Raw genomic sequence first — 18,692 nt, forward strand, 5'->3', positions numbered from 1 at the left:
AACTTTACCCGCATCGCCAGCCATCTCGACTACCCTTAATATCCTTGACGGCATTTTTGACTGCCTTAATAGCGATAACAAGGAGACATGCGATATGGCCTATCAGACGGTGAATCCTGCGAATAATCAGCTTATTAAAACGTACCCGGCGCACAGCGACGCGGACGTGGAGGCGGCGCTGCAGCAGGCGGATGCGCTCTACCATTCAGCCTGGGCAAAAGGCGATATTGAACCGCGGCTGGCGGTACTGCATAAGCTGGCTGATCTGATCGACAGCCGGGCGGAGGAACTGGCAAAAATCGCCAGCCAGGAGATGGGGAAACTCATTAAGCAGAGCCGCGGCGAAGTGAAACTTTGCGCGCAGATCGCCCGCTATTATGCCGATAACGCCAAATCGTTGCTGGCGCCGGTGAAATATCCCTCCGAACTCGGCGACGCCTGGGTTGAGCATCATCCCATCGGCGTCTTAATGGCGGTGGAGCCGTGGAACTTCCCCTATTACCAGTTGATGCGCGTCCTGGCGCCAAACCTGGCGGCCGGCAACCCGGTTATCGCCAAACACGCCAGCATTGTGCCGCACTGCGCGGAGACCTTTGCCCATCTGGTGCGCGAGGCCGGCGCACCGGAAGGGGCGTGGACCAACCTGTTTATCTCCCAGGATCAGGTGGCGAAGATTATCGCCGACGATCGCGTGCAGGGCGCGGCGCTCACCGGGTCGGAGAAAGCCGGCAGCGTGGTGGCGGCGCAGGCGGCGAAGCATATTAAGAAATCGACGCTGGAACTGGGCGGTAACGATGTATTTGTGGTACTGGACGATGCCGACCTGGAACGCGCGGTGAAAATCGGCGTCCAGGCGCGGCTGAATAACGCCGGCCAGGTGTGTACCGCTGCCAAGCGTTTTATCCTGCACGAAAATATCGCTGAGTCGTTTCTGGCGAAATTTAGTGAGGCGTTTCGCCAGGTGAAAATCGGCGATCCGCTGGATGAAAGCACCACGCTGGGGCCGCTCTCTTCCAAAGATGCGCTGGACACCCTAAGCAAACAGGTGGACGAGGCGGTGAAAAATGGCGCTACGCTGCATCTGGGCGGCAAAGCGGTGGCACGAGAAGGCAATTTCTTTGAACCCACCATTTTGACCGGTATCACCCGTGACAACCCGGCGTACTTTGAAGAGTTCTTTGGCCCGGTGGCGCAGATCTACGTGGTGAAAAATGACGAGGAGGCAATCCAGCTGGCCAATGATTCCCACTATGGTCTGGGCGGCGCGGTCTTCAGTCAGGATATCGAACGCGCCAAACGGATGGCCTCCGCCATTGAAACCGGGATGGTTTATATCAACTGGCTTACCGATACCGCGCCGGAGCTGCCGTTTGGCGGCGTGAAGCGTTCCGGTTACGGACGGGAGCTCTCCGATCTCGGCATCAAAGAGTTTGTGAACCAGATGCTGGTGGTGGTGCGCCACTAAGCCCGGCCATAAAAAAACCTGCCATTCGGCAGGTTTTTTTATAATAGATTCATTGCACTTCGACTTTATCCCAGCCGCTTTTGAACATACAGCTGTCGACTAAGGTCTCCCGCTGATATTCATTCGCGTCTTCTACCGTATAGCTTGTTTCAACATCCTGTTTCTTATGTTTTTTGTCCGTTTTTTCTGAACTGGACCCGGTCACCACGTTATCCGGAGGGAGATCGACCAGGGCCTGCGCTTCACATTCGGTGAGCTTTTTATGCATTTCGGCATCGCTTAAACCCGGCTTCACCCAGGTATACTGAGTGCAGCCGGTCAGCAGCAACGCCAGGCTCAGCGCAGAGAGCGCGGCGAGACGTGGTTTCATCAGAAGGTGACTCCGCCGCCCACGTAGGCGCCATCAATCAGGGTGTGGTTTGGGCGACCCTCTTTGCCGTCAACGCTCACGTGACGGTAACCCACTTTCAACGTCACTGGACCAATCGGGGACCAGCTTACGCCGCCGTTCGCTTCGACATAGTTTTTTACGCTGTTGTTCAGGCCGTCCGGCGCGACATACCCTTCGCCAAACACGTGGATGCTGTCGGTCAGGGCCACGTTCACCCCGCCGCCGACCGGAAACGCGACGCCGTTATCGCCTTTTTTCGGCCCGAGGTAGATAGCTTTCGCGCCAGCGTTGAGCATAACCGGACCTACTTCCAGATTGTAACCCGCGCCAACGCCGCCGGTCTGGCTACCATCATCGGTATTCTTCAGCCAGTGGCTTTCGGCGTACAGGCCAGAAGAGGATTTACCCATTTCCATATTCAGATTGGTGAAGTTTTTACCTTGTTCAACGGTAAATCCCATCGCCATGGCGGAACCAGAGACCGCGGTCAGGGCAGCAACAATCAGGATGTTAAGCTTTTTCATGGTTTGCTCCTCGTCATTAAATTTGTCTGAGCGCACCTTAACAATCGATGTTTACCTCTGCAAATGTGACTTACGTCAATTTTTTATGCTGGGTTTGTCAGGGCGGTGTTTTGAAAATGTTGTAATGACGTTGGGTTACGGCGAGGTCAATCAGCAAATTTGGTCTGTTTAGCCGCGGTTTAATGGGTGGGCTAAACAGAAACTGAACAGGGCGGGCATTAATTATTAAGGATCCTATTCATTTAGTTTCTTATTATTTCCAAAAGTGTTTCTGCTGTTACTTATTAAAACGTTGCTTTACATTTTTCGACGCGCTGCCGACGTTTGGTCCCTGTTTTTGGCGAGGTGTCAGAGAGAGGATGGTGCCTGCGCCTTGGGGCGCAGGCGGGCAGGTTAGCGTCGTAACCCGGCAAATGCGGCGCGAATTTCCTCTTCCGGCAGCTGAATGCCGATAAATACCAGCGTGCTGTGCGGCGTTTCATCGCCCCACGGGCGATCCCAGTCGGCGCTGTAGAGGCGCTGCACGCCCTGAAACAGCAGGCGATTTGGCTCGCCGTCGATCCACAGCATGCCTTTATAGCGCATCAGTTGCTCGGCGAAGGAGAGCAACAGGTTTTCCATTACCCGTGAAACTTCACTGATATCCACCGGATAGTCGAGCTCGACCACAATCGACGAGACGTCGTTCTGCTTTTCTGCAACAAAATGAAAACGCGGTGTGGCGCTGACAACCTTTTCTTCCAGCATAAAGCCGCTGGTGTTAAACAGCTGGCTTAGATCGATATCGCCGTGAATGACGGTATAAACCGGCGCCCGCGCATTGATGCGCGCCAGCCGTTCGCGCAGCTTCTCGGTGTCGCCGGCAACGTCGGTTTTGGTTAGCAAAATGCGGTCCGCATAGCCGACCTGCGACTGGGCGATGGTGAACTGATCCATCTGCTGGTCGGCATGGACGGCATCCACCAGGGCGATCACGCCGTCCAGCAGATAGCGCTCGCAGAGCACCTCATGGGAGAAAAAGGTCTGGATAATCGGCCCCGGGTCGGCCATGCCGGTGCACTCAATCACCAGCCGGTCAAACTCGATTTCGCCGCGATCGCGACTGTCGAGGAGATCGAGCAGGGCGTCTTCCAGTTCGTTGGAGCGCGTACAGCAAATACAGCCGTTGGTCAGGGTTTTGATCTGCGTGGCGCGGTCGCCGATCAGCTGATCGTCAACGGAGACTTCGCCAAATTCATTTTCAATCACGGCGATTTTGAAACCGTGCTGCTCATTCAGGATATGGCGCAGGAGGGTGGTTTTTCCTGCGCCGAGAAAACCGGTGAGTAGGGTGACTGCAATCGGTGCCATTATTGCCTCCATTAACAGCAGCGTACGCCGCCTTTGCCGTCTCCGCCGTAGCGGGCCTGCTGGCGTTCGCGGAAGAATTCTTCATAAGTCATGTACGGCTGATCCGGATGGTTGGTTTGCATATGTGTGACGTAGTTGTCGTAATCCGGAATGCCAATTAGCATTTTTGCCGCCTGACCGAGATATTTTTTTGCCTGACCTAAGTTACCAAACATTGTAAGTTCCAGATAACGAATAAAGCCGGATGGCGGCTAGCGCCTTATCCGGCCTACGTTAATGCACTTTTTGTAGGCCGGATACGCGTAGCACTATCCGGCATCAGGGTTAATGATGTGACGAGGTCTTCACGCCGCCTTCCGGTACCGGCACGTACGGGGTCTCTTTGTCGGTACGCACCTTATTGTTGCGCACGTTGAGCCAGGTTTTGATGCCGTAGAAGATGATGCTGTACACCACCACCAGGAACAGGATACTCAGCCCGGCGTTGGTGTAGTTGTTGACCACGATATGATTCATGTTGGCAATCTGCTGCGCGGTCAGCTCGCCGCCGGCGGCAATCTTCTCTTTATACTGCTGAGCCATAAAGAAGAAGCCTTCCATCTGCGGATTGCTGCTGAACAGCTTCAGACCCAGCGCCCAGGTGGTGCACAGCAGCAGCCACGCTGCCGGGATAACGGTGACCCAGATATATTTGGTGCGCTGCATTTTGACCAGCACCACGGTGCCAAGCACCAGCGCCACGGCGGCCAGCATCTGGTTAGAGATACCGAACAGCGGCCACAGGCTCTTCACACCGCCCAGCGGGTCGACCACGCCCTGATACAGCAGGTAGCCCCACAGGCCGACGCAGCCCGCGGTACCGATAATCCCGGCGACCAGTGAGTCGGTTTTTTTCAGGAACGGCACGAAGTTACCCAGCAGATCCTGCAGCATAAAGCGGCCTGCGCGGGTACCGGCATCCAGCGCGGTGAGGATAAACAGCGCTTCAAACAGGATACCAAAGTGGTACCAGAAGCCCATATCCGCCATCGGGATGATTTTATGGAACACATGGGCGATACCGACGGCCAGCGTCGGCGCGCCGCCGGCGCGGTTCAGTACCGAAGGTTCGCCGATATCTTTCGCCGTCTGCAGGATCTGCTCAGGGGAGATCACGAAGCCCCAGGAGCTGACGGTCGCCGCCGCATGGACGGTCACTTCTTTCAGCTGCGCGGCGATCATCGCCGCGTTTTCACCGCCCATTTCATGCAGGTTCGGCATGACGATGCCAAGGCCCGCTGGCGGGGTGTTCATCGCGAAGTAGAGACCCGGTTCGATAATCGAGGCGGCGACCAGCGCCATGATGGCCACGAACGACTCCATCAGCATCGCACCGTAGCCGATAAAGCGGGCATCGGTTTCGTTGGCCAGCAGCTTCGGCGTGGTGCCGGAGGCGATCAGCGCGTGGAAGCCGGAGACCGCGCCGCAGGCGATGGTGATAAACAGGAACGGGAACAGCGCGCCTTTCCACAGCGGGCCGGTACCATCAATGTACTGGGTCACCGCCGGCATTTTCAGGTCCGGGTTGAGGATAACGATCCCCAGCGCCAGGCCGACGATCACGCCGATTTTCAGGAAGGTGGCCAGATAGTCACGCGGCGCCAGAATCAGCCATACCGGCAGCAGCGCGGAGATAAACGCGTAGCCAATCAGGGTAAAGGTGATGGTGGTGTCTTTAAAGGTCAGCGCCGGGCCCCAGTATGGGTCGTGGGCAATGATGCCGCCAAACCAGATGGACGCCACCAGCAGCACGATACCGATAACCGAGACTTCACCCACGCGGCCAGGGCGCAGGAAGCGCATGTAGATCCCCATAAACAGGGCAATAGGTACCGTCGAGCAGACGGTAAAGACGCCCCACGGGCTTTCCGCCAGCGCTTTCACCACGATGAGCGCCAGCACCGCGAGGATGATGATCATAATCAGGAAGCAGCCGAACAGCGCGATAGAGCCCGGAACCGGCCCCATTTCCTGCTTGATCATCTCGCCCAGCGAGGCGCCGTTACGCCGTGAGGAGATAAACAGCACCATGAAGTCCTGTACCGCGCCCGCCAGCACCACGCCGGCCAGCAGCCACAGGGTGCCCGGCAGATAGCCCATCTGCGCGGCCAGTACCGGGCCAACCAGCGGGCCGGCGCCGGCAATGGCGGCAAAGTGGTGGCCAAACAGCACGTAGCGGTTGGTTGGCACATAGTTCAGGCCATCGTTATTAATGACCGCCGGCGTCGAGCGCGTTGGGTCAAGCTTCATCACCTTCTGCGCGATGTACAGGCTGTAATAACGGTAGGCGACGAGGTACACAGAAACCGAGGCGACGACGATCCACAGGGCACTGACGTGCTCACCGCGGCGCAACGCGACGACTGAGAGGCAAAATGCCCCGATGATTCCGAGAATCACCCAGGGTATGTGCTTGAATAGTTTTTTGGTATCCATAGTAAAACCTGGCGTTAATTAGATGAATAATTGGCCGAAGCCGTCTGGTTTTAAGTAAGGGTTGATGGAGGTATTGATTAGCTAGGCTGCCTCCGATCTTGCCAGAACAGCGCGCGCGTAAAGTTGGGTAAATGGGTGAGTGGTTGTATAGGAGGTTAAGCGGTTACTGGAAGGGGTAAGCGGTTAGATATGAGTACGAGAGCGCGTAAATGTGTGATTAAGTTCACAATATTATTCTGCGCATCTCAAAGATATGCTTTCAAACTGAGGATAACGGTTTTTATCACCCGCAGATTACTATCTTTATTTCAAATAGAGGTATTTTGATATTATGCTGGCTTTGTCATGTCGTATGGATAGCGTTTAGCAAAGGGAATTCGTGTTATGAAATTTGTAAAGATAATGATCGTCGCCAGTGCTTTTTATTTAACATTTGCTCATGCAAGAGAGATACATCAGGCTGTTGATGAGCCGGCAGCCCCTTATAATTTGCGCTGGGGGATGAGTTACGATGAAGCCAGAAACACGCCTTTATATTCTCTTGAGGTATCAGATATCAATTATGCCGGAAAAGACCCGGATCTGATTATCTCAACGCTGACTCCCCAGGAAGTGGGGGCATTGAAATATCAGGAGATGAAGCTTTATTTCGATAAGAATAAAGGGCTGAAAAGTGTTTTTGTTAGCGCTGATGTTGATTCCAGTCAGCAGGCCTATAAAGTTGATGATGGCCGGGAAGCACTCGCCTTATATAATGAGGAAGTTAAGGTCCTTGATCGAGAATATGGGCCAGCGACAATCAAAGAAGAGTTCATTGCAGACAAAGGGAAATTCTATCAAAGTCTTTCCGCCTGCATTGCAAAACAGCAGGAGTGGTATAGTAAAAGATTAGATCTGAATAAAATAACAAATTGTTCTACCTGGCAACGTACTTATAAAAAAGGTCGGGTAACCGTTTTGCTATACATCGAACCGAGACAAGTTTCCAAACATTATATTTATAAATAAATTAAAGGACTTCACGGTGAGAATATATAAGATTTTTTTTAGAATTATTGCCATGGTCATTATGGTTATGCTCCTTTCTGATTGTCGTCAGTCGTATTATATTGCCAGAAATACGGGGCGCAATATAATGACCTTATCCGACCATCAGCGCGCTAAATCGGCGTTAAACGCTAACGATTTAAACGCAGCTCAGGGCTACCTGACGGGAGAAAAATACAATAATCGCTACAGGCCTGTTAGCGGTGAGGAATCCTGGGGAAGTTTACAATATCGGGCGGCGAAAATCGTCGCCAACGCCGCGGCGAACGGTCAAAAAGTGCGTGATGATGCGCTCTATCTCGCTTATATCTCTTTGTTTGAAGCAGAAGAGGGAGTGCCCGAACGTCCCGATATTATGTTGGGTTACATGCATAAAGCCATGGCGCTACTGTTAGCGAATTCGCAATTACTCGATAAAATCGATTCTAAAAATGTCAGTACTTTACCCAGCCAGTTTACCCTTGAGCGCTATGCTGTATGGCAATATTTATACGATGGCGGCGAGATTGACTGGACCAAAAAAGCGCCTGAAGGTGAAGGTTATACAATTGCTGGCGAAAGCTATCAGACCTGGAATATCAAGTTAAAAAAAGCTATCTGGAATCGGGGAGATGCCTTTTTAACAAATATAGGTAAACAACAATTTATTCATGACGCTATAGATTATTCTCAATTTCCGGTTATTGCCTGTACCGCCAGGCGAAAAGGCTGGCACTTAACATTACCTGCTGACTACCGGGAACAAAATTTCCGCGGCGGTGGACGTTTTGATTGGGCTTCATGTCGCGCTGTTGAATAAGGCTGGCGGGTGAGATGACGCATATTAAGCGCCAGGTTTACGCATCGGGCGATAAGTAAACCTGGGCGCGGATTTTAGACTGCCACTTCCATTTCCATCATCACCGGGTGGAAACGGCGTTTAAAGTAAATCAGACCGTGCCCCTGCGGGCTCAGGGTAATATTGCGGATCTCCACCAGATACACCAGGTGGGTACCAATGGTTTGCACCTGGCTTATCTCGCCTTCGAGACTGGCCAGTGAACCTTTCAGCACCGGCTGCCCGAGCGCGCCCTGCTGCCAGCCGCTGAGGGCAAACCGCTCTTCCATCGTCACCCCGGTCATCCCGGCGAAATGACGGGCCATGATTTCCTGTTCGTGGTTCAGCACGTTGATGCACAACTTGCCGTTACCCTGAAACACCGGGTTCATCGCGCTGTTGGCGTTGATACAAACCATCACCGATGGCGGCGTATCCGTCACCGAGCACACCGCCGTGGCGGTAATGCCGCAGCGACCGGCTTCGCCTTCGGTGGTGACAACGTTAACCGCCGCCGACAGGCTGGCCATGGCATCGCGAAAACGCAGGCGTTGTTCATCTAATTGCATTATGACCTCCCGCTGTGAATTACTTCAGCAGCTTATCCAACATGTTGATATCAGCGTTATTGTGCAGATGCGGCACCGTCCAGCCGTTCTGGTCGTACTCGGACAGGCAGCGGTCGACCATCGCCATCATTTTGTCCATATTGCCGGAGCTCTGCGCCTGGCGCAGACACTGCAGGCGAATTTCATCCTGGCTACCGGAGTAGTTGATCTCATACAGTTCATGGCGACCGCCGAATTCGCTGCCGATCGCGTCCCACATCAGTTTGAGGATCTTGATACGTTCAACGTGATCCATACCGTTGGAGCCGCGCACGTACTTCGCCAGATACTGGTCGATCTGCGGGTTGTTCAGATCGCGGGCGCTGGACGGCAGATAAATCAGGCCGCTGGTGACGTTGCGCTCGATGATGTTCTTGATCTTGGCGTAGGCCATCGGGGCCATCACGCGATAGGTCTGCAGCGCGGCGTGATCCGGCAGCCATGCGCCATTGACCCACGGCGTCGCTTCCGAGCACATGGAATCGCTAAGCGCCCAGAACATGTTGCGCCAAGCGACTACTTCGCCGAGGTCGGCCTGTACGCCGCGGAACTCGAGGGTGCCGGTACATTCCAGAGAGCGTTTCAGCAGGGCGGTGATAAAGTCCAGTTTTACCGCCAGGCGTACGCAGGCCTGCAGGGGATACATGCGGGCGAAACCACCTTCCATGGTCCAGCGGCGGCAGCGGTCAAAGTCGCGATAAATCAGTACGTTCTCCCATGGGATCAGCACCTTATCCATTACCAGAATCGCGTCGTTCTCGTCGAAACGGCTGGAAAGCGGATAGTCGTACGGGGAGCCGGTCGCACCGGCGACCATCTCATAGGAGGCGCGGGAGATAAGCTTGACGCCTTCGGCATCCATCGGCGCGACGAACATCAGCGCGAAGTCCGGGTTCTCGCCCATCACCTGTGCGGAGCCGAAGCCGATCATGTTGTAGTGGGTCAGCGCTGAGTTGGTGGCGACCACTTTCGCGCCGCTGACGATGATCCCGGCATCGGTCTCTTTTTCCAGCTTGATGTAGACATCCTTCACTTCATCAGCCGGCTTGTGGCGGTCGATCGGCGGGTTGACGATCGCGTGGTTAAAGTACAGGCCGGTTTCCTGAATGCGGGTGTACCAGTTGCGGGCGTTCTGCTCGAACTGGCCGTAAAACGCCGGGTTGGCGCCCAGCGCGCAGCCGAAGGCGGCTTTGTAGTCCGGGGTGCGGCCCATCCAGCCGTAGCTTAAGCGCGACCACTCGGCGATGGCGTCGCGCTGCTGGCGCAGGTCGTCGGCGCTTTTCGCCACGCGGAAGAATTTATGGGTGTAGCCGCCGCTGCCGGTATCGGTGCCCCAGCACAGGGAATCCTGCATCTCCGGTTTGTGCAGCGCATCGTACAGCTGAGCGACAGAAGCCGCGGCGTTACGGAAGGCCGGGTGGGTGGTGACATCCTTCACGCGCTCGCCGTAGATATAAATTTCGCGGCCATCCTGCAGGCTTTTTAAATACTCTTCGCCAGTTAACGGGCGTTTCGCGTCGGCGCGGAAATCTTCAGGTTTCATAGGGGCCTCTTCAGTATTTATCGGAAAAATAATGTTAAATATATGTTTTGTTTTTGTTGTTTAATTGAAGCGGTTATTGCGCTTGCCGTGAAGGGACGTTTGCGACAACGGCGGGTACTTTTCAGGCGGGATTAAATTTTGTGATCTCGGCAGCTTTTGGCGGGTGGCGCGGCGCTGACCCGCCCTGTGGTCTGTAGCCCAGGCAAGCGCAGCGCCGCCGGGGTATTACGACACAGGTACTTTTTGCGCCCGGTAGCTGCTGGGCGAGCAGCCGACCTGGCGGCTAAAAAAGCGCGCAAAATAGGCAGGGTCTTTAAACCCCAGCTGCCAGGCAATCTCATTGACCGCGCTATCGGAAAACAGCAGCAGCCGCTTCGCCTCGCGCAGCTGGCGGTCGAATATCAGCCGCTTCGGCGAACGGTTGGCGAAGCGGCGGCAGATATCGGTCAGCCGCGATTCGGTCAGATGCAGCTCCCTGGCGTAATCCGGTACCGTCCAGTGCTGATGGTAGTGGCTGTCGATCATCTGGTTAAAGCGCTGGAATAGCTTCAGCTCGCCGCGCATCCCGCTGGCGGCATGATCGTCGAGCCTGGCGTTGCGCAGCAGCAGGGTAAATACCGCCTGCGCCAGCAGCGCCAGGGTGTGTTCCCGCCCGGGCAACTGGGCGGTAGATTCCCGACGAATCAGCTGCCAGTAGTGGGCCAGCGCCGCCAGCTCGTCGGGTTTATCTGCCAGCGACAGACAGATCCCCGGCAGGCCGAAGGTCTCCCGCGTGCCGGGATAAAGCACCTCCAGCAGCGGCCAGATGAGTTCTTCGTGCACCGTCAACACGTGACCATCGCTATCGGACTCGGTAATAAACGCGTGCGGCACCGAGGGCGGCGTTAACACAAACAGCGGCGCCTGCACCGAATAGCGATGGTCATCAAGCTGCAGCTCAATCTGCCCGGTATCAAGGTAGTGCATCTGGAAATAACGGTCGTGACGATGCGCCTGCATGTCGCGGCCAAAAAAGGCCGCCATGCGGGAAAACGACTGATAGTGCACCTCTTCGGTGCCCAGGCTCTCGTCGTACTCTTTATTGATATCGATGTTGGCGATTGGGCTTTGGCACATAGCGGCTCCTTACGGTGTCGCGCGAGGGCGCGAGCCCTTCATCGGAATCGCCCAGATGATCACCGCGCCAATCACCAGCAGTGCGGCGACGAACCACAGCCCGCTGCTGAAGCTGCCGGTAATATCCTTCAGCCAGCCGATCATAAAGGGACTGAGCGCCGATCCGATATTGCCGGTGGCGTTGATCACCGCAATGCCGATTGCGCGGGCACGCAGACTGATGGACTGATCCGGCGTGGTCCAGAAGATGGCCATAGCGCTAAACGATCCGGTGGAGGCCATCACGATCCCGAGCAGCTGGATCAGGTTATGATCGGTGGCTGACGCCAGCAGCCAGCCCGCAGCGGCGAACAGGAACGGCAGGGCAGTGTGATGCTTCCGCTCCTGGTATTTATCGGAGTGGCGGCTCCAGTAGATCATCCCGAGAATGGTACAAATTTGCGGGATCGCCGCCAGCAGACCGATGGTGATATTGCTGCTGCTTTCGTTAAAGCTTTTGAGGATCTGCGGCGTCCAGATGCTGATCGCGCTGAGCGTATTGGTCAGGCAGAAGTAGGCGAGGGTATACATCAACACGATCGGGGTGAACACTTCCCGCCACAGGCTGCGCTGCTGCATGGCGTGATGGCTGATGGCCCCTTCCGGCTGCACCAGAGTCAGGCGATCGTTATCCATCATCTCCTGCAGACATTTTTTGTCCTCCGCCGTCAGCCACCTGGCCTTCGACGGCGAATCATCGAGCCAGAACCAGACCATAATGCCGAGCAGCACCGACGGGAAGCCTTCCAGCAGGAACAGCCACTGCCAGCCGTGCAGGTTCAGCAGACCGTCGAGGGACAAGATATAGCCGGAGACGATCGACCCCAGCGCGGTGGTCACCGGCATCGCAATCATAAACAACGCGTTAGCGCGGGCGCGGAAAAATGCCGGGAACCAGTAGGTCAGGTACAGCAGGATACCCGGCAGGAAACCGGCCTCGGTGATCCCCACCAGCATGCGCAGAACATAGAGACTTTTTGGTCCGGTGGCGAACATGGTGGCGGTAGAGGCGATGCCCCACAGCACCATGATGGTAGCGATCCAGCGTCGTGCGCCGACGATGCTGAGCATCACGTTGCTGGGAATGCCAAAAATGACGTAAGTGGCGTAAAACAGGGTGGTGGCCAGGCCAAACATGGTGGCGTTGAGGCCCAGATCCTGCCCCATGGTTAATCCAGCAAAGCCGATATTGATCCGGTCTAAAAACGAAAAGATAAACAGGACGAATAAAAACACGATCAGACGGCGGAAGAGCTTGTTGATAACCGACTGCTGCTGCGCCGTCAGCTGTTTGTGCTGATTCGCCGGATCGAACTTTTCCGGGATGGCAGGTGATGTATCGCTCATTATTATTTTCCTCTAATGGGAATTTTGTAGGGTACTGCGGGTTGCCCGGTAGTGCTGCGCTTACCGGACCTGCGATTCGCTGCTGCTCCGGGCCGGATGAGCGTAGCGCCACCCGGCGTTAGTAGACGCCTGACGAACCCAGGTCGGTTTTTTCCGCGCCAAACCGCGCCGCCAGCGCTTCTGCGCCGCGGGCCAGCAGGGTGGTATCGACGCCGACGGCGACGAACAGCGCGCCCAGTTCGAGATAGCGTTTCGCCAGCTGTTCATTGGCCATCAGGATCCCCGGCGCCTTTCCGGCCTGGCGGATTTGCTGGATGGCATCTTCAATGGCGGCCTGCACTTCCGGGTGTTGTGGGTTGCCGCCGTGGCCCATATCGGCGCTGAGATCCGCCGGGCCGATAAACACGCCGTCCACCCCGTCGACATCGAGGATCTGCGGCAAATTTTTCAGCGCTTCGCGGGTCTCAATCTGTACCAGTACGCACATGGCGTCATTGGCCCGGTGGATATAATCCGGAATGCGATTCCAGCGTGAGGCGCGGGCCAGCGCGCTGCCGACTCCGCGGATGCCGGCAGGCGGGTAGCGGGTGGCGCTTACCGCCAGCCGCGCTTCTTCGGCATTCTGCACCATCGGCACCAGCAGAGTTTGCGCGCCGACGTCCAGCAGCTGTTTGATCTGCACCGGATCGTTCCACGACGGACGAACCACCGGCTGGCTGGGGTAGGGCGCAATGGCCTGAAGCTGGGTCAGCACCGTTTGTACATTGTTGGGCGCGTGTTCGCCGTCGATCAGCAGCCAGTCGAAGCCCGCGCCGGCCAGCAGTTCGGCGCTGTAGCTGCTGCACAGCCCAAGCCATAGGCCGATTTGCGGACGCCCGGTCTTGAGCGCCTCTTTAAATGCGTTGTTCATGTTGCTTTCCTCAAACAAAGCGGCAGCTGATGGCGCCCATGTTGCCGTAGTCGACGTGGAAGGTATCGCCCTTGCGCGCCGGGACCGGACGGGTGAAGGAGCCGCCGAGGATAATCTGCCCGGCTTCGAGCTGGACATCGTATGGCGCCAGTTTGTTGGCCAGCCACGCCACGCCGTTGGCCGGATGATTGAGTACGCCCGCGGCGACGCCGGTCTCCTCAATCACGCCGTTGCGATACAGCAGGGCGGAGATCCAGCGCAGGTCGAGCTCGTCTGGTTTAATCGGCCGGCCGCCGAGGATCACCCCGGCGTTGGCGGCGTTATCGGAGATAGTGTCGAACACTTTGCGCGGACGCTGGGTTTCCGGGTCGATGTTGTGGCAACGCGCGTCGATAAGCTCCAGCGCCGGGATAACGTAGTCGGTGGCGTTGTAGACATCAAACAGCGTGCAGTTCGGGCCGCGCAGCGGTTTGGCCAGCACGAAGGCCAGCTCGACTTCAATACGTGGCACGATAAAGCGGTCGGTGGGAATATCGCTGCCGTCGTGGAAGAACATATCGTCGAGCAGCGCGCCGTAGTCCGGCTCGCTGATCTGCGAACTGGCCTGCATCGCTTTAGAGGTCAGGCCGATCTTGTGGCCTTTGAGCGCGCGGCCTTCGGCGATCTTCATTTCGACCCACTCGCGCTGGACGGCGTAGGCGTCCTCAATGGTGATCGACGGATAATCCAGCGAGATCGCGCGGATCTGTTCACGCTGTTTTTCGGCCTGGTTCAGCCGCTGGGCAATCAGGGTGCGGGTCTGTTTATCGAGCATAGTGATTCCTGTGGCATTGCATTGCCGGATGGCGCTTCGCTTATCCGGCCTACAAATTCATGGCCGTTGTAGGCCCGGTAAGCGCAGCGCCACCGGGCAATTTGCACATTATTTAAATAACGCGTGCACGTTGTTCTGTTTGTAGTTCAGCGTCGGGTCGAGTTCTTCCATGGCGAACGACAGCGCCAGATAGCGGCTCTCCATTAGCGCGGCAAAATGGGCTTTGATCAGTGCGAACAGCATATCTCCCACGTCCTGACGGCTCTCCAGACTGCGCCCGGCGCCGATCTTCAGGGTCATATGCACGAAGGCGTAATCCTGCTTGCCGTCGGCCATCTGCCAGGTATCGAGCCAGTGGGCGCGGCTGCGGATCCCGCCGATCGGAAAGATGCCGGTGGCGGCCAGCGCCTCGTTGACTTTGGCGAACAGGCCCGGTAAATCGGCCTGTTCACGGATGTTGTCGGTACATTCGGCGATAAAATGCGGCATGGGGCCCCCTTACGCCTGCGCTGGCAACGGGAACACGGCGTTAACCTGGCCGGTACCGGAGCTGGCGAATAGCTCGGTGATAAACTCCACCTTGCCGTCGTATTTATCCCAACCCAGCAGACCGAGCAGCATCACCGTGTCGTGCATGTTGCCTTCGCCGTAGCAGTAGTCGGCGTACTCCGGCAGCATGGTGCAGAACTCTTTGAATTTGCCCTCCCGCCACAGTTTCACCACGCGCTCATCCATCTGATGATCAAACTCGCGGGTGTAGCTGTTCATGCCCTCTTCGGCGCGCTGGTCATCGATAAAGCGGTGCGACAGCGAACCGCTGGCCAGCACCGCTACGGTGCCGTCATATTTCTCAATGGCTTTGAGGATGGCCTCGCCCAGCCTGCGGCTGTCGGCAAAGTCGTGAACGGTACAAAACGCGGAAATGGACACCACCTTGAAATGCTTATCGCTGTTCATGTAGCGCATTGGCACCAGGGTGCCGTACTCCAGCTTCAGGCTGGGAATATTGTGTGCTTTGGCGCGTACGCCGAGCTTTACGGCCTCGTCGGCGATAAGCTGGCCCAGCTCCGGATTGCCGTCGTAGTCGTAGGTCATGTCGCGAATAAAATGCGGCAGTTCGTTACTGGTGTAGACGCCCTGAAAATGGTCGGCGCAGTTGATGTGATAGGCGCTGTTGACCAGCCAGTGGGTGTCGAACACGATGATGGTATCGACGCCCATTTCACGGCAGCGCTTGCCAATTTCTTTATGCCCGTCGATCGCGCCCTGGCGGCAGCCGTGGTTTTTCCCCGGCAGCTCAGACAGATACATCGACGGCACGTGAGTGATTTTTGCTGCTAACGCTAACTTACCCATATCAGACTCCCCATTTCGGGATCGGATGGTCGCCCATCGAGATGCAGACGTTTTTCATTTCGGCGAACACTTCAAAGCTGTACTCGCCGCCTTCGCGGCCGGTGCCGGAGGCCTTCACGCCGCCGAACGGCTGACGCAGGTCTCGCACGTTCTGGGTGTTGACGAACACCATCCCGGCTTCAATACCGCGCGCCAGACGCAGCACTTTGCTGACGTCCTGGGTCCAGATATACGACGCCAGGCCGTATTCCACATCGTTCGCCAGGCGCAGCCCTTCCGCTTCGTCTTTGAACGGCAGCAGGCAGGCGACCGGGCCAAAAATCTCTTCCTGGGCGACGCGCATGCGGTTGTCGACATCCGCCAGTACCGTCGGGCGCAGGAAGTTGCCGGCTTTCAGATGCGCCGGCAGGTCGGACGGTTTATCCGCGCCGCCGGCCAGCAGGGTGGCGCCCTCTTCGATGCCGAGGCGAATGTAGCCGGACACTTTCTCCCAGTGCTGCTTGCTAATCAGCGCGCCGACCTGGGTATTCGGATCGGTCGGATCGCCCACGCGCAGGCGGTTGGCGCGCTCGGCGAAGCGCTTGACGAACTCCGGATAAATACTCTGCTGAATGAAAATGCGCGAACCGGCGGTGCAGCGTTCGCCGTTGATCGAGAAGATGGTGAACAGCGCGGCGTCGAGCGCGCGCTCAATATCGGCGTCTTCAAAAATCAGCACCGGCGATTTTCCGCCGAGCTCCATAGAGTACTTTTTCAGACCGGCGTTCTTCATGATGTTGCGGCCGGTGGCGGTGCCGCCGGTGAAGGAGACGGCGCGCACATCATGATGGCGCACCAGCGCGTCGCCGGCGGTGGCGCCATAGCCCTGCACCACGTTGAGCACGCCAGCCGGGATCCCGGCTTCCAGCGCCAGCTCGCCCAGACGATCGGCGGTCAGCGGCGACAGCTCGGACATTTTCAGCACCGCGGTATTCCCCAGCGCCAGGCACGGCGCCACCTTCCAGGTGGCGGTCATAAACGGTACGTTCCACGGCGACACCAGCGCGCACACACCAACCGGCTGCACGAGGGTATAGTTAAGCATCTTGTCGTCGACCGGATAGGTCTTGCCGTTCATCTGCTGGCACACTTCGGCGAAAAATTCGAAGTTATGCGACGCCCGCGGGATCAGCACGTTTTTGGTCTGGTGGATAGGCAGGCCGGTATCGGCGGTTTCCATCGCCGCGATCTCCGGGACGTTCTGATCGATCAGATCCCCCAGGCGGCGCATCAGGCGCGCGCGCTCTTTCATCGGCAGGTTAGCCCACTTCGGAAAGGCCTCTTTCGCCGCCGCTACCGCCTGGTGAACCTCGGCTTCGCCGCCAGAGGCGACTTCAGCCAGTACCTCGCCGGTGGCCGGGTTGGTGGTATGAAAATAGTCTGCGCCGGCAACGTTTTTACCGTTGATCCAATGGTTAATCTTTTTCATGACAGTGTCTCCTCATACGCTTGCTGGCTGATGATATGGTTGACCAGGCGGCCCACGCCCTCGACTTCAACGATCACCTCGTCGCCCGGCACCACATCGGATAGCCCTTTCGGCGTGCCGGTGGCGATCATGTCGCCCGGTTGCAGGGTCATAAATTCGCTTAAATAAGCGATGAGGAACGGGATGCTGAAGATCAGATCGGCGGTGGTGCCCTGCTGGCGCAGTTCGCCGTTGACCCAGGTGCGCAGGGCCAGATTATGCGGATCCGGGATCGCCTCTTTGGCGACGATCCACGGGCCAATCGGCGTCAGGGTATCGCGGCTTTTGACCCGCAGGTTCGGGCGGTAGTAGTTTTCCAGGTAGTCGCGGATCGCGTAGTCGTTGCACACGGTATAGCCAGCGACATAGTCCATGGCCTCGGCTTCGCTGACGCGGCGCGCGGTTTTCCCGATCACCACCACCAGTTCGGCTTCGTAGTGCATGTATTCGACGTTATCCGGGCGTACCGACTGCTGCTGGTGGCCAATAAAGGTGTTCGGCGCTTTGATGAACACCAAAGGCTCGGTTGGCGGCTTAAATTCCAGCTCGTTGGCGTGGTCGGCGTAGTTCAGCCCCAGCGCGAACAGCGTGCCGTCGGCGGGCGGCAACCAGCGGAATTCGCCTTCTTTCAATACCGTGCCATCGTTCAGGCGCACCTGGTCGCGTTCATCGACCAGCACGTCGCGTACCTGTCCCTGCCATTCAATGCGTGCCTGTTTCATGCCAGCTCTCCTTCTGCGACAACCGGGTTTTCCAGCGCCGGGAATCCGTCGGCGAGAATACGTACGCGGTCGCCGGGGCGCAGCGTGACGCGAGAGTGGGGCGTGCCGATAAGGATCGCGTCGCCGGGATTGAGGGTGGCGAACTCGCTTAAGGCGCTCAGCAGCTGCGCGGCGTTACGCTGCAGATCGCCGGTATGCCAGCTATCCGCCTCGCGGCCGTTGATTTCGGTGATGATGGTCAGGTTATCGACGTTACGCACCGCCGACAGCGCGCCGACGGGGCAGAAGCCATCGCGGCATTTCGCCTTGATCGCCGGGCGATAAAAACTCTCTTCCGGCAGACTCACATCGTTAGCCAGCGCGTAGCCGGCGATATAGTTCGCTGCCTCTGCCGCCGCCACTTTACGCGCGGTTTTGCCGACAATCAGCGCCACCGTCGCGCCGCTTTGTACGGTCTCGCCCTGCGGATAGGGGATCGCCTCGCCGTCGCCAATCACGGTATTGCGCGGCTTGATAAACCAGACCGCGGTTTTCGGCGGCGTCTTGTAGGGGGCCTGTTGAAACGCTTCGCGCCAGGCGTCGAGCTGGCTGCGATGATTGAGCGCAACGGCGAAGATGGTACCTTTCATTCACCACTCCTCTGGTACTGATTTCGGATTTA

19 protein-coding genes are annotated in these 18,692 nt (G+C 57.1%); 3 read left to right on the forward strand and 16 right to left on the reverse strand.

Annotated elements, in window-relative coordinates; all coding sequences use genetic code 11:
* Positions 1 to 94: 94 nt before the first annotated feature.
* The gene (locus tag SPE70_RS02895; protein WP_064170636.1) at positions 95 to 1,465 is read left to right on the forward strand and encodes an NAD-dependent succinate-semialdehyde dehydrogenase; all 1,371 of its coding nucleotides are present in this window, start codon (positions 95 to 97) and stop codon (positions 1,463 to 1,465) included.
* Positions 1,466 to 1,514: 49 nt separating this feature from the next.
* Here the strand turns inward: SPE70_RS02895 and SPE70_RS02900 are convergent, their stop codons facing one another.
* The 5 genes from SPE70_RS02900 to SPE70_RS02920 form a co-directional block, all read right to left on the reverse strand.
* Positions 1,515 to 1,835 (reverse strand): hypothetical protein, encoded by a 321-nt coding sequence (locus SPE70_RS02900; protein ID WP_016160232.1) that lies wholly within the window; start codon positions 1,833 to 1,835, stop codon positions 1,515 to 1,517.
* Complete coding sequence (locus SPE70_RS02905) at positions 1,835 to 2,380, reverse strand: YfaZ family outer membrane protein (RefSeq protein ID WP_008807582.1); 546 nt, start codon at positions 2,378 to 2,380, stop codon at positions 1,835 to 1,837. The genes SPE70_RS02900 and SPE70_RS02905 overlap by 1 nt, the downstream gene beginning before the upstream one ends.
* Positions 2,381 to 2,773: 393 nt before the next feature.
* Positions 2,774 to 3,730, reverse strand: coding sequence for a GTPase (gene yjiA / locus SPE70_RS02910; RefSeq protein WP_008807581.1), 957 nt, complete (start codon positions 3,728 to 3,730; stop codon positions 2,774 to 2,776).
* Positions 3,731 to 3,741: 11 nt separating this feature from the next.
* The gene (locus SPE70_RS02915) at positions 3,742 to 3,945 is read right to left on the reverse strand and encodes a YbdD/YjiX family protein (RefSeq protein WP_002887451.1); all 204 of its coding nucleotides are present in this window, start codon (positions 3,943 to 3,945) and stop codon (positions 3,742 to 3,744) included.
* 109 nt (positions 3,946 to 4,054) lie between these two features.
* On the reverse strand, positions 4,055 to 6,205 hold the full coding sequence (locus SPE70_RS02920) for a carbon starvation CstA family protein (protein ID WP_008807580.1): 2,151 nt from the start codon (positions 6,203 to 6,205) through the stop codon (positions 4,055 to 4,057).
* Positions 6,206 to 6,589: 384 nt separating this feature from the next.
* Between SPE70_RS02920 and SPE70_RS02925 the strand changes: the two genes are divergently transcribed.
* Both SPE70_RS02925 and SPE70_RS02930 read left to right on the forward strand, forming a co-directional pair.
* Complete coding sequence (locus SPE70_RS02925; RefSeq protein WP_008807579.1) at positions 6,590 to 7,213, forward strand: hypothetical protein; 624 nt, start codon at positions 6,590 to 6,592, stop codon at positions 7,211 to 7,213.
* A 127-nt stretch (positions 7,214 to 7,340) separates the two neighbouring features.
* Positions 7,341 to 8,051, forward strand: coding sequence for a transcriptional regulator (locus SPE70_RS02930; protein WP_074183194.1), 711 nt, complete (start codon positions 7,341 to 7,343; stop codon positions 8,049 to 8,051).
* Between the two features lie 74 nt (positions 8,052 to 8,125).
* Here SPE70_RS02930 and SPE70_RS02935 read toward each other — a convergent pair whose 3' ends face one another.
* From SPE70_RS02935 to SPE70_RS02985, 11 genes are all read right to left on the reverse strand, one after another.
* Entirely contained in the window at positions 8,126 to 8,638 is a 513-nt protein-coding gene (locus SPE70_RS02935; RefSeq protein WP_012542962.1) for a 4-hydroxyphenylacetate 3-monooxygenase reductase subunit, read from the reverse strand.
* 19 nt (positions 8,639 to 8,657) lie between these two features.
* Positions 8,658 to 10,220: a 4-hydroxyphenylacetate 3-monooxygenase, oxygenase component gene (gene hpaB / locus SPE70_RS02940; protein WP_002887473.1), complete on the reverse strand. Its 1,563-nt coding sequence runs from the start codon at positions 10,218 to 10,220 to the stop codon at positions 8,658 to 8,660.
* Positions 10,221 to 10,445: 225 nt separating this feature from the next.
* Positions 10,446 to 11,336, reverse strand: a complete 891-nt coding sequence (gene hpaA / locus SPE70_RS02945; RefSeq protein ID WP_012542961.1) for a 4-hydroxyphenylacetate catabolism regulatory protein HpaA — start codon at positions 11,334 to 11,336, stop codon at positions 10,446 to 10,448.
* Positions 11,337 to 11,345: 9 nt separating this feature from the next.
* A complete protein-coding gene (gene hpaX / locus SPE70_RS02950) occupies positions 11,346 to 12,722 on the reverse strand; it encodes a 4-hydroxyphenylacetate permease (protein WP_012542960.1) in 1,377 nt (458 codons plus the stop codon).
* A gap of 118 nt (positions 12,723 to 12,840) precedes the next feature.
* Positions 12,841 to 13,632: a 4-hydroxy-2-oxoheptanedioate aldolase gene (gene hpaI, locus SPE70_RS02955; RefSeq protein ID WP_064170635.1), complete on the reverse strand. Its 792-nt coding sequence runs from the start codon at positions 13,630 to 13,632 to the stop codon at positions 12,841 to 12,843.
* A 10-nt stretch (positions 13,633 to 13,642) separates the two neighbouring features.
* Complete coding sequence (gene hpaH / locus SPE70_RS02960; RefSeq protein WP_023339540.1) at positions 13,643 to 14,446, reverse strand: 2-oxo-hept-4-ene-1,7-dioate hydratase; 804 nt, start codon at positions 14,444 to 14,446, stop codon at positions 13,643 to 13,645.
* Between the two features lie 108 nt (positions 14,447 to 14,554).
* On the reverse strand, positions 14,555 to 14,935 hold the full coding sequence (locus SPE70_RS02965) for a 5-carboxymethyl-2-hydroxymuconate Delta-isomerase (protein WP_008807573.1): 381 nt from the start codon (positions 14,933 to 14,935) through the stop codon (positions 14,555 to 14,557).
* A 9-nt stretch (positions 14,936 to 14,944) separates the two neighbouring features.
* Positions 14,945 to 15,802, reverse strand: coding sequence for a 3,4-dihydroxyphenylacetate 2,3-dioxygenase (gene hpaD, locus SPE70_RS02970; protein WP_002887492.1), 858 nt, complete (start codon positions 15,800 to 15,802; stop codon positions 14,945 to 14,947).
* A gap of 1 nt (position 15,803) precedes the next feature.
* Positions 15,804 to 17,270, reverse strand: a complete 1,467-nt coding sequence (gene hpaE, locus SPE70_RS02975) for a 5-carboxymethyl-2-hydroxymuconate semialdehyde dehydrogenase (RefSeq protein WP_023297017.1) — start codon at positions 17,268 to 17,270, stop codon at positions 15,804 to 15,806.
* Positions 17,267 to 18,031, reverse strand: a complete 765-nt coding sequence (locus SPE70_RS02980) for a fumarylacetoacetate hydrolase family protein (RefSeq protein WP_064170634.1) — start codon at positions 18,029 to 18,031, stop codon at positions 17,267 to 17,269. The genes hpaE and SPE70_RS02980 overlap by 4 nt, the downstream gene beginning before the upstream one ends.
* Positions 18,028 to 18,660: a fumarylacetoacetate hydrolase family protein gene (locus SPE70_RS02985; protein ID WP_012969003.1), complete on the reverse strand. Its 633-nt coding sequence runs from the start codon at positions 18,658 to 18,660 to the stop codon at positions 18,028 to 18,030. The genes SPE70_RS02980 and SPE70_RS02985 overlap by 4 nt, the downstream gene beginning before the upstream one ends.
* Positions 18,661 to 18,692 lie beyond the last annotated feature (32 nt).

The sequence above is a fragment of the Klebsiella sp. ZJOU C1 genome (assembly GCF_035620215.1).
GTDB lineage: Bacteria > Pseudomonadota > Gammaproteobacteria > Enterobacterales > Enterobacteriaceae > Klebsiella > Klebsiella variicola.

Bases quoted from the DNA above. Each gene is read 5' to 3' on its own strand.
- SPE70_RS02895 (WP_064170636.1), top strand. From the start codon at position 95: ATGGCCTATCAGACGGTGAATCCTGCGAATAATCAGCTTATTAAAACG.
- SPE70_RS02900 (WP_016160232.1), bottom strand. From the start codon at position 1,835: ATGAAACCACGTCTCGCCGCGCTCTCTGCGCTGAGCCTGGCGTTGCTG.
- SPE70_RS02905 (WP_008807582.1), bottom strand. From the start codon at position 2,380: ATGAAAAAGCTTAACATCCTGATTGTTGCTGCCCTGACCGCGGTCTCT.
- yjiA (WP_008807581.1), bottom strand. From the start codon at position 3,730: ATGGCACCGATTGCAGTCACCCTACTCACCGGTTTTCTCGGCGCAGGA.
- SPE70_RS02915 (WP_002887451.1), bottom strand. From the start codon at position 3,945: ATGTTTGGTAACTTAGGTCAGGCAAAAAAATATCTCGGTCAGGCGGCA.
- SPE70_RS02920 (WP_008807580.1), bottom strand. From the start codon at position 6,205: ATGGATACCAAAAAACTATTCAAGCACATACCCTGGGTGATTCTCGGA.
- SPE70_RS02925 (WP_008807579.1), top strand. From the start codon at position 6,590: ATGAAATTTGTAAAGATAATGATCGTCGCCAGTGCTTTTTATTTAACA.
- SPE70_RS02930 (WP_074183194.1), top strand. From the start codon at position 7,341: ATGACCTTATCCGACCATCAGCGCGCTAAATCGGCGTTAAACGCTAAC.
- SPE70_RS02935 (WP_012542962.1), bottom strand. From the start codon at position 8,638: ATGCAATTAGATGAACAACGCCTGCGTTTTCGCGATGCCATGGCCAGC.
- hpaB (WP_002887473.1), bottom strand. From the start codon at position 10,220: ATGAAACCTGAAGATTTCCGCGCCGACGCGAAACGCCCGTTAACTGGC.
- hpaA (WP_012542961.1), bottom strand. From the start codon at position 11,336: ATGTGCCAAAGCCCAATCGCCAACATCGATATCAATAAAGAGTACGAC.
- hpaX (WP_012542960.1), bottom strand. From the start codon at position 12,722: ATGAGCGATACATCACCTGCCATCCCGGAAAAGTTCGATCCGGCGAAT.
- hpaI (WP_064170635.1), bottom strand. From the start codon at position 13,632: ATGAACAACGCATTTAAAGAGGCGCTCAAGACCGGGCGTCCGCAAATC.
- hpaH (WP_023339540.1), bottom strand. From the start codon at position 14,446: ATGCTCGATAAACAGACCCGCACCCTGATTGCCCAGCGGCTGAACCAG.
- SPE70_RS02965 (WP_008807573.1), bottom strand. From the start codon at position 14,935: ATGCCGCATTTTATCGCCGAATGTACCGACAACATCCGTGAACAGGCC.
- hpaD (WP_002887492.1), bottom strand. From the start codon at position 15,802: ATGGGTAAGTTAGCGTTAGCAGCAAAAATCACTCACGTGCCGTCGATG.
- hpaE (WP_023297017.1), bottom strand. From the start codon at position 17,270: ATGAAAAAGATTAACCATTGGATCAACGGTAAAAACGTTGCCGGCGCA.
- SPE70_RS02980 (WP_064170634.1), bottom strand. From the start codon at position 18,031: ATGAAACAGGCACGCATTGAATGGCAGGGACAGGTACGCGACGTGCTG.
- SPE70_RS02985 (WP_012969003.1), bottom strand. From the start codon at position 18,660: ATGAAAGGTACCATCTTCGCCGTTGCGCTCAATCATCGCAGCCAGCTC.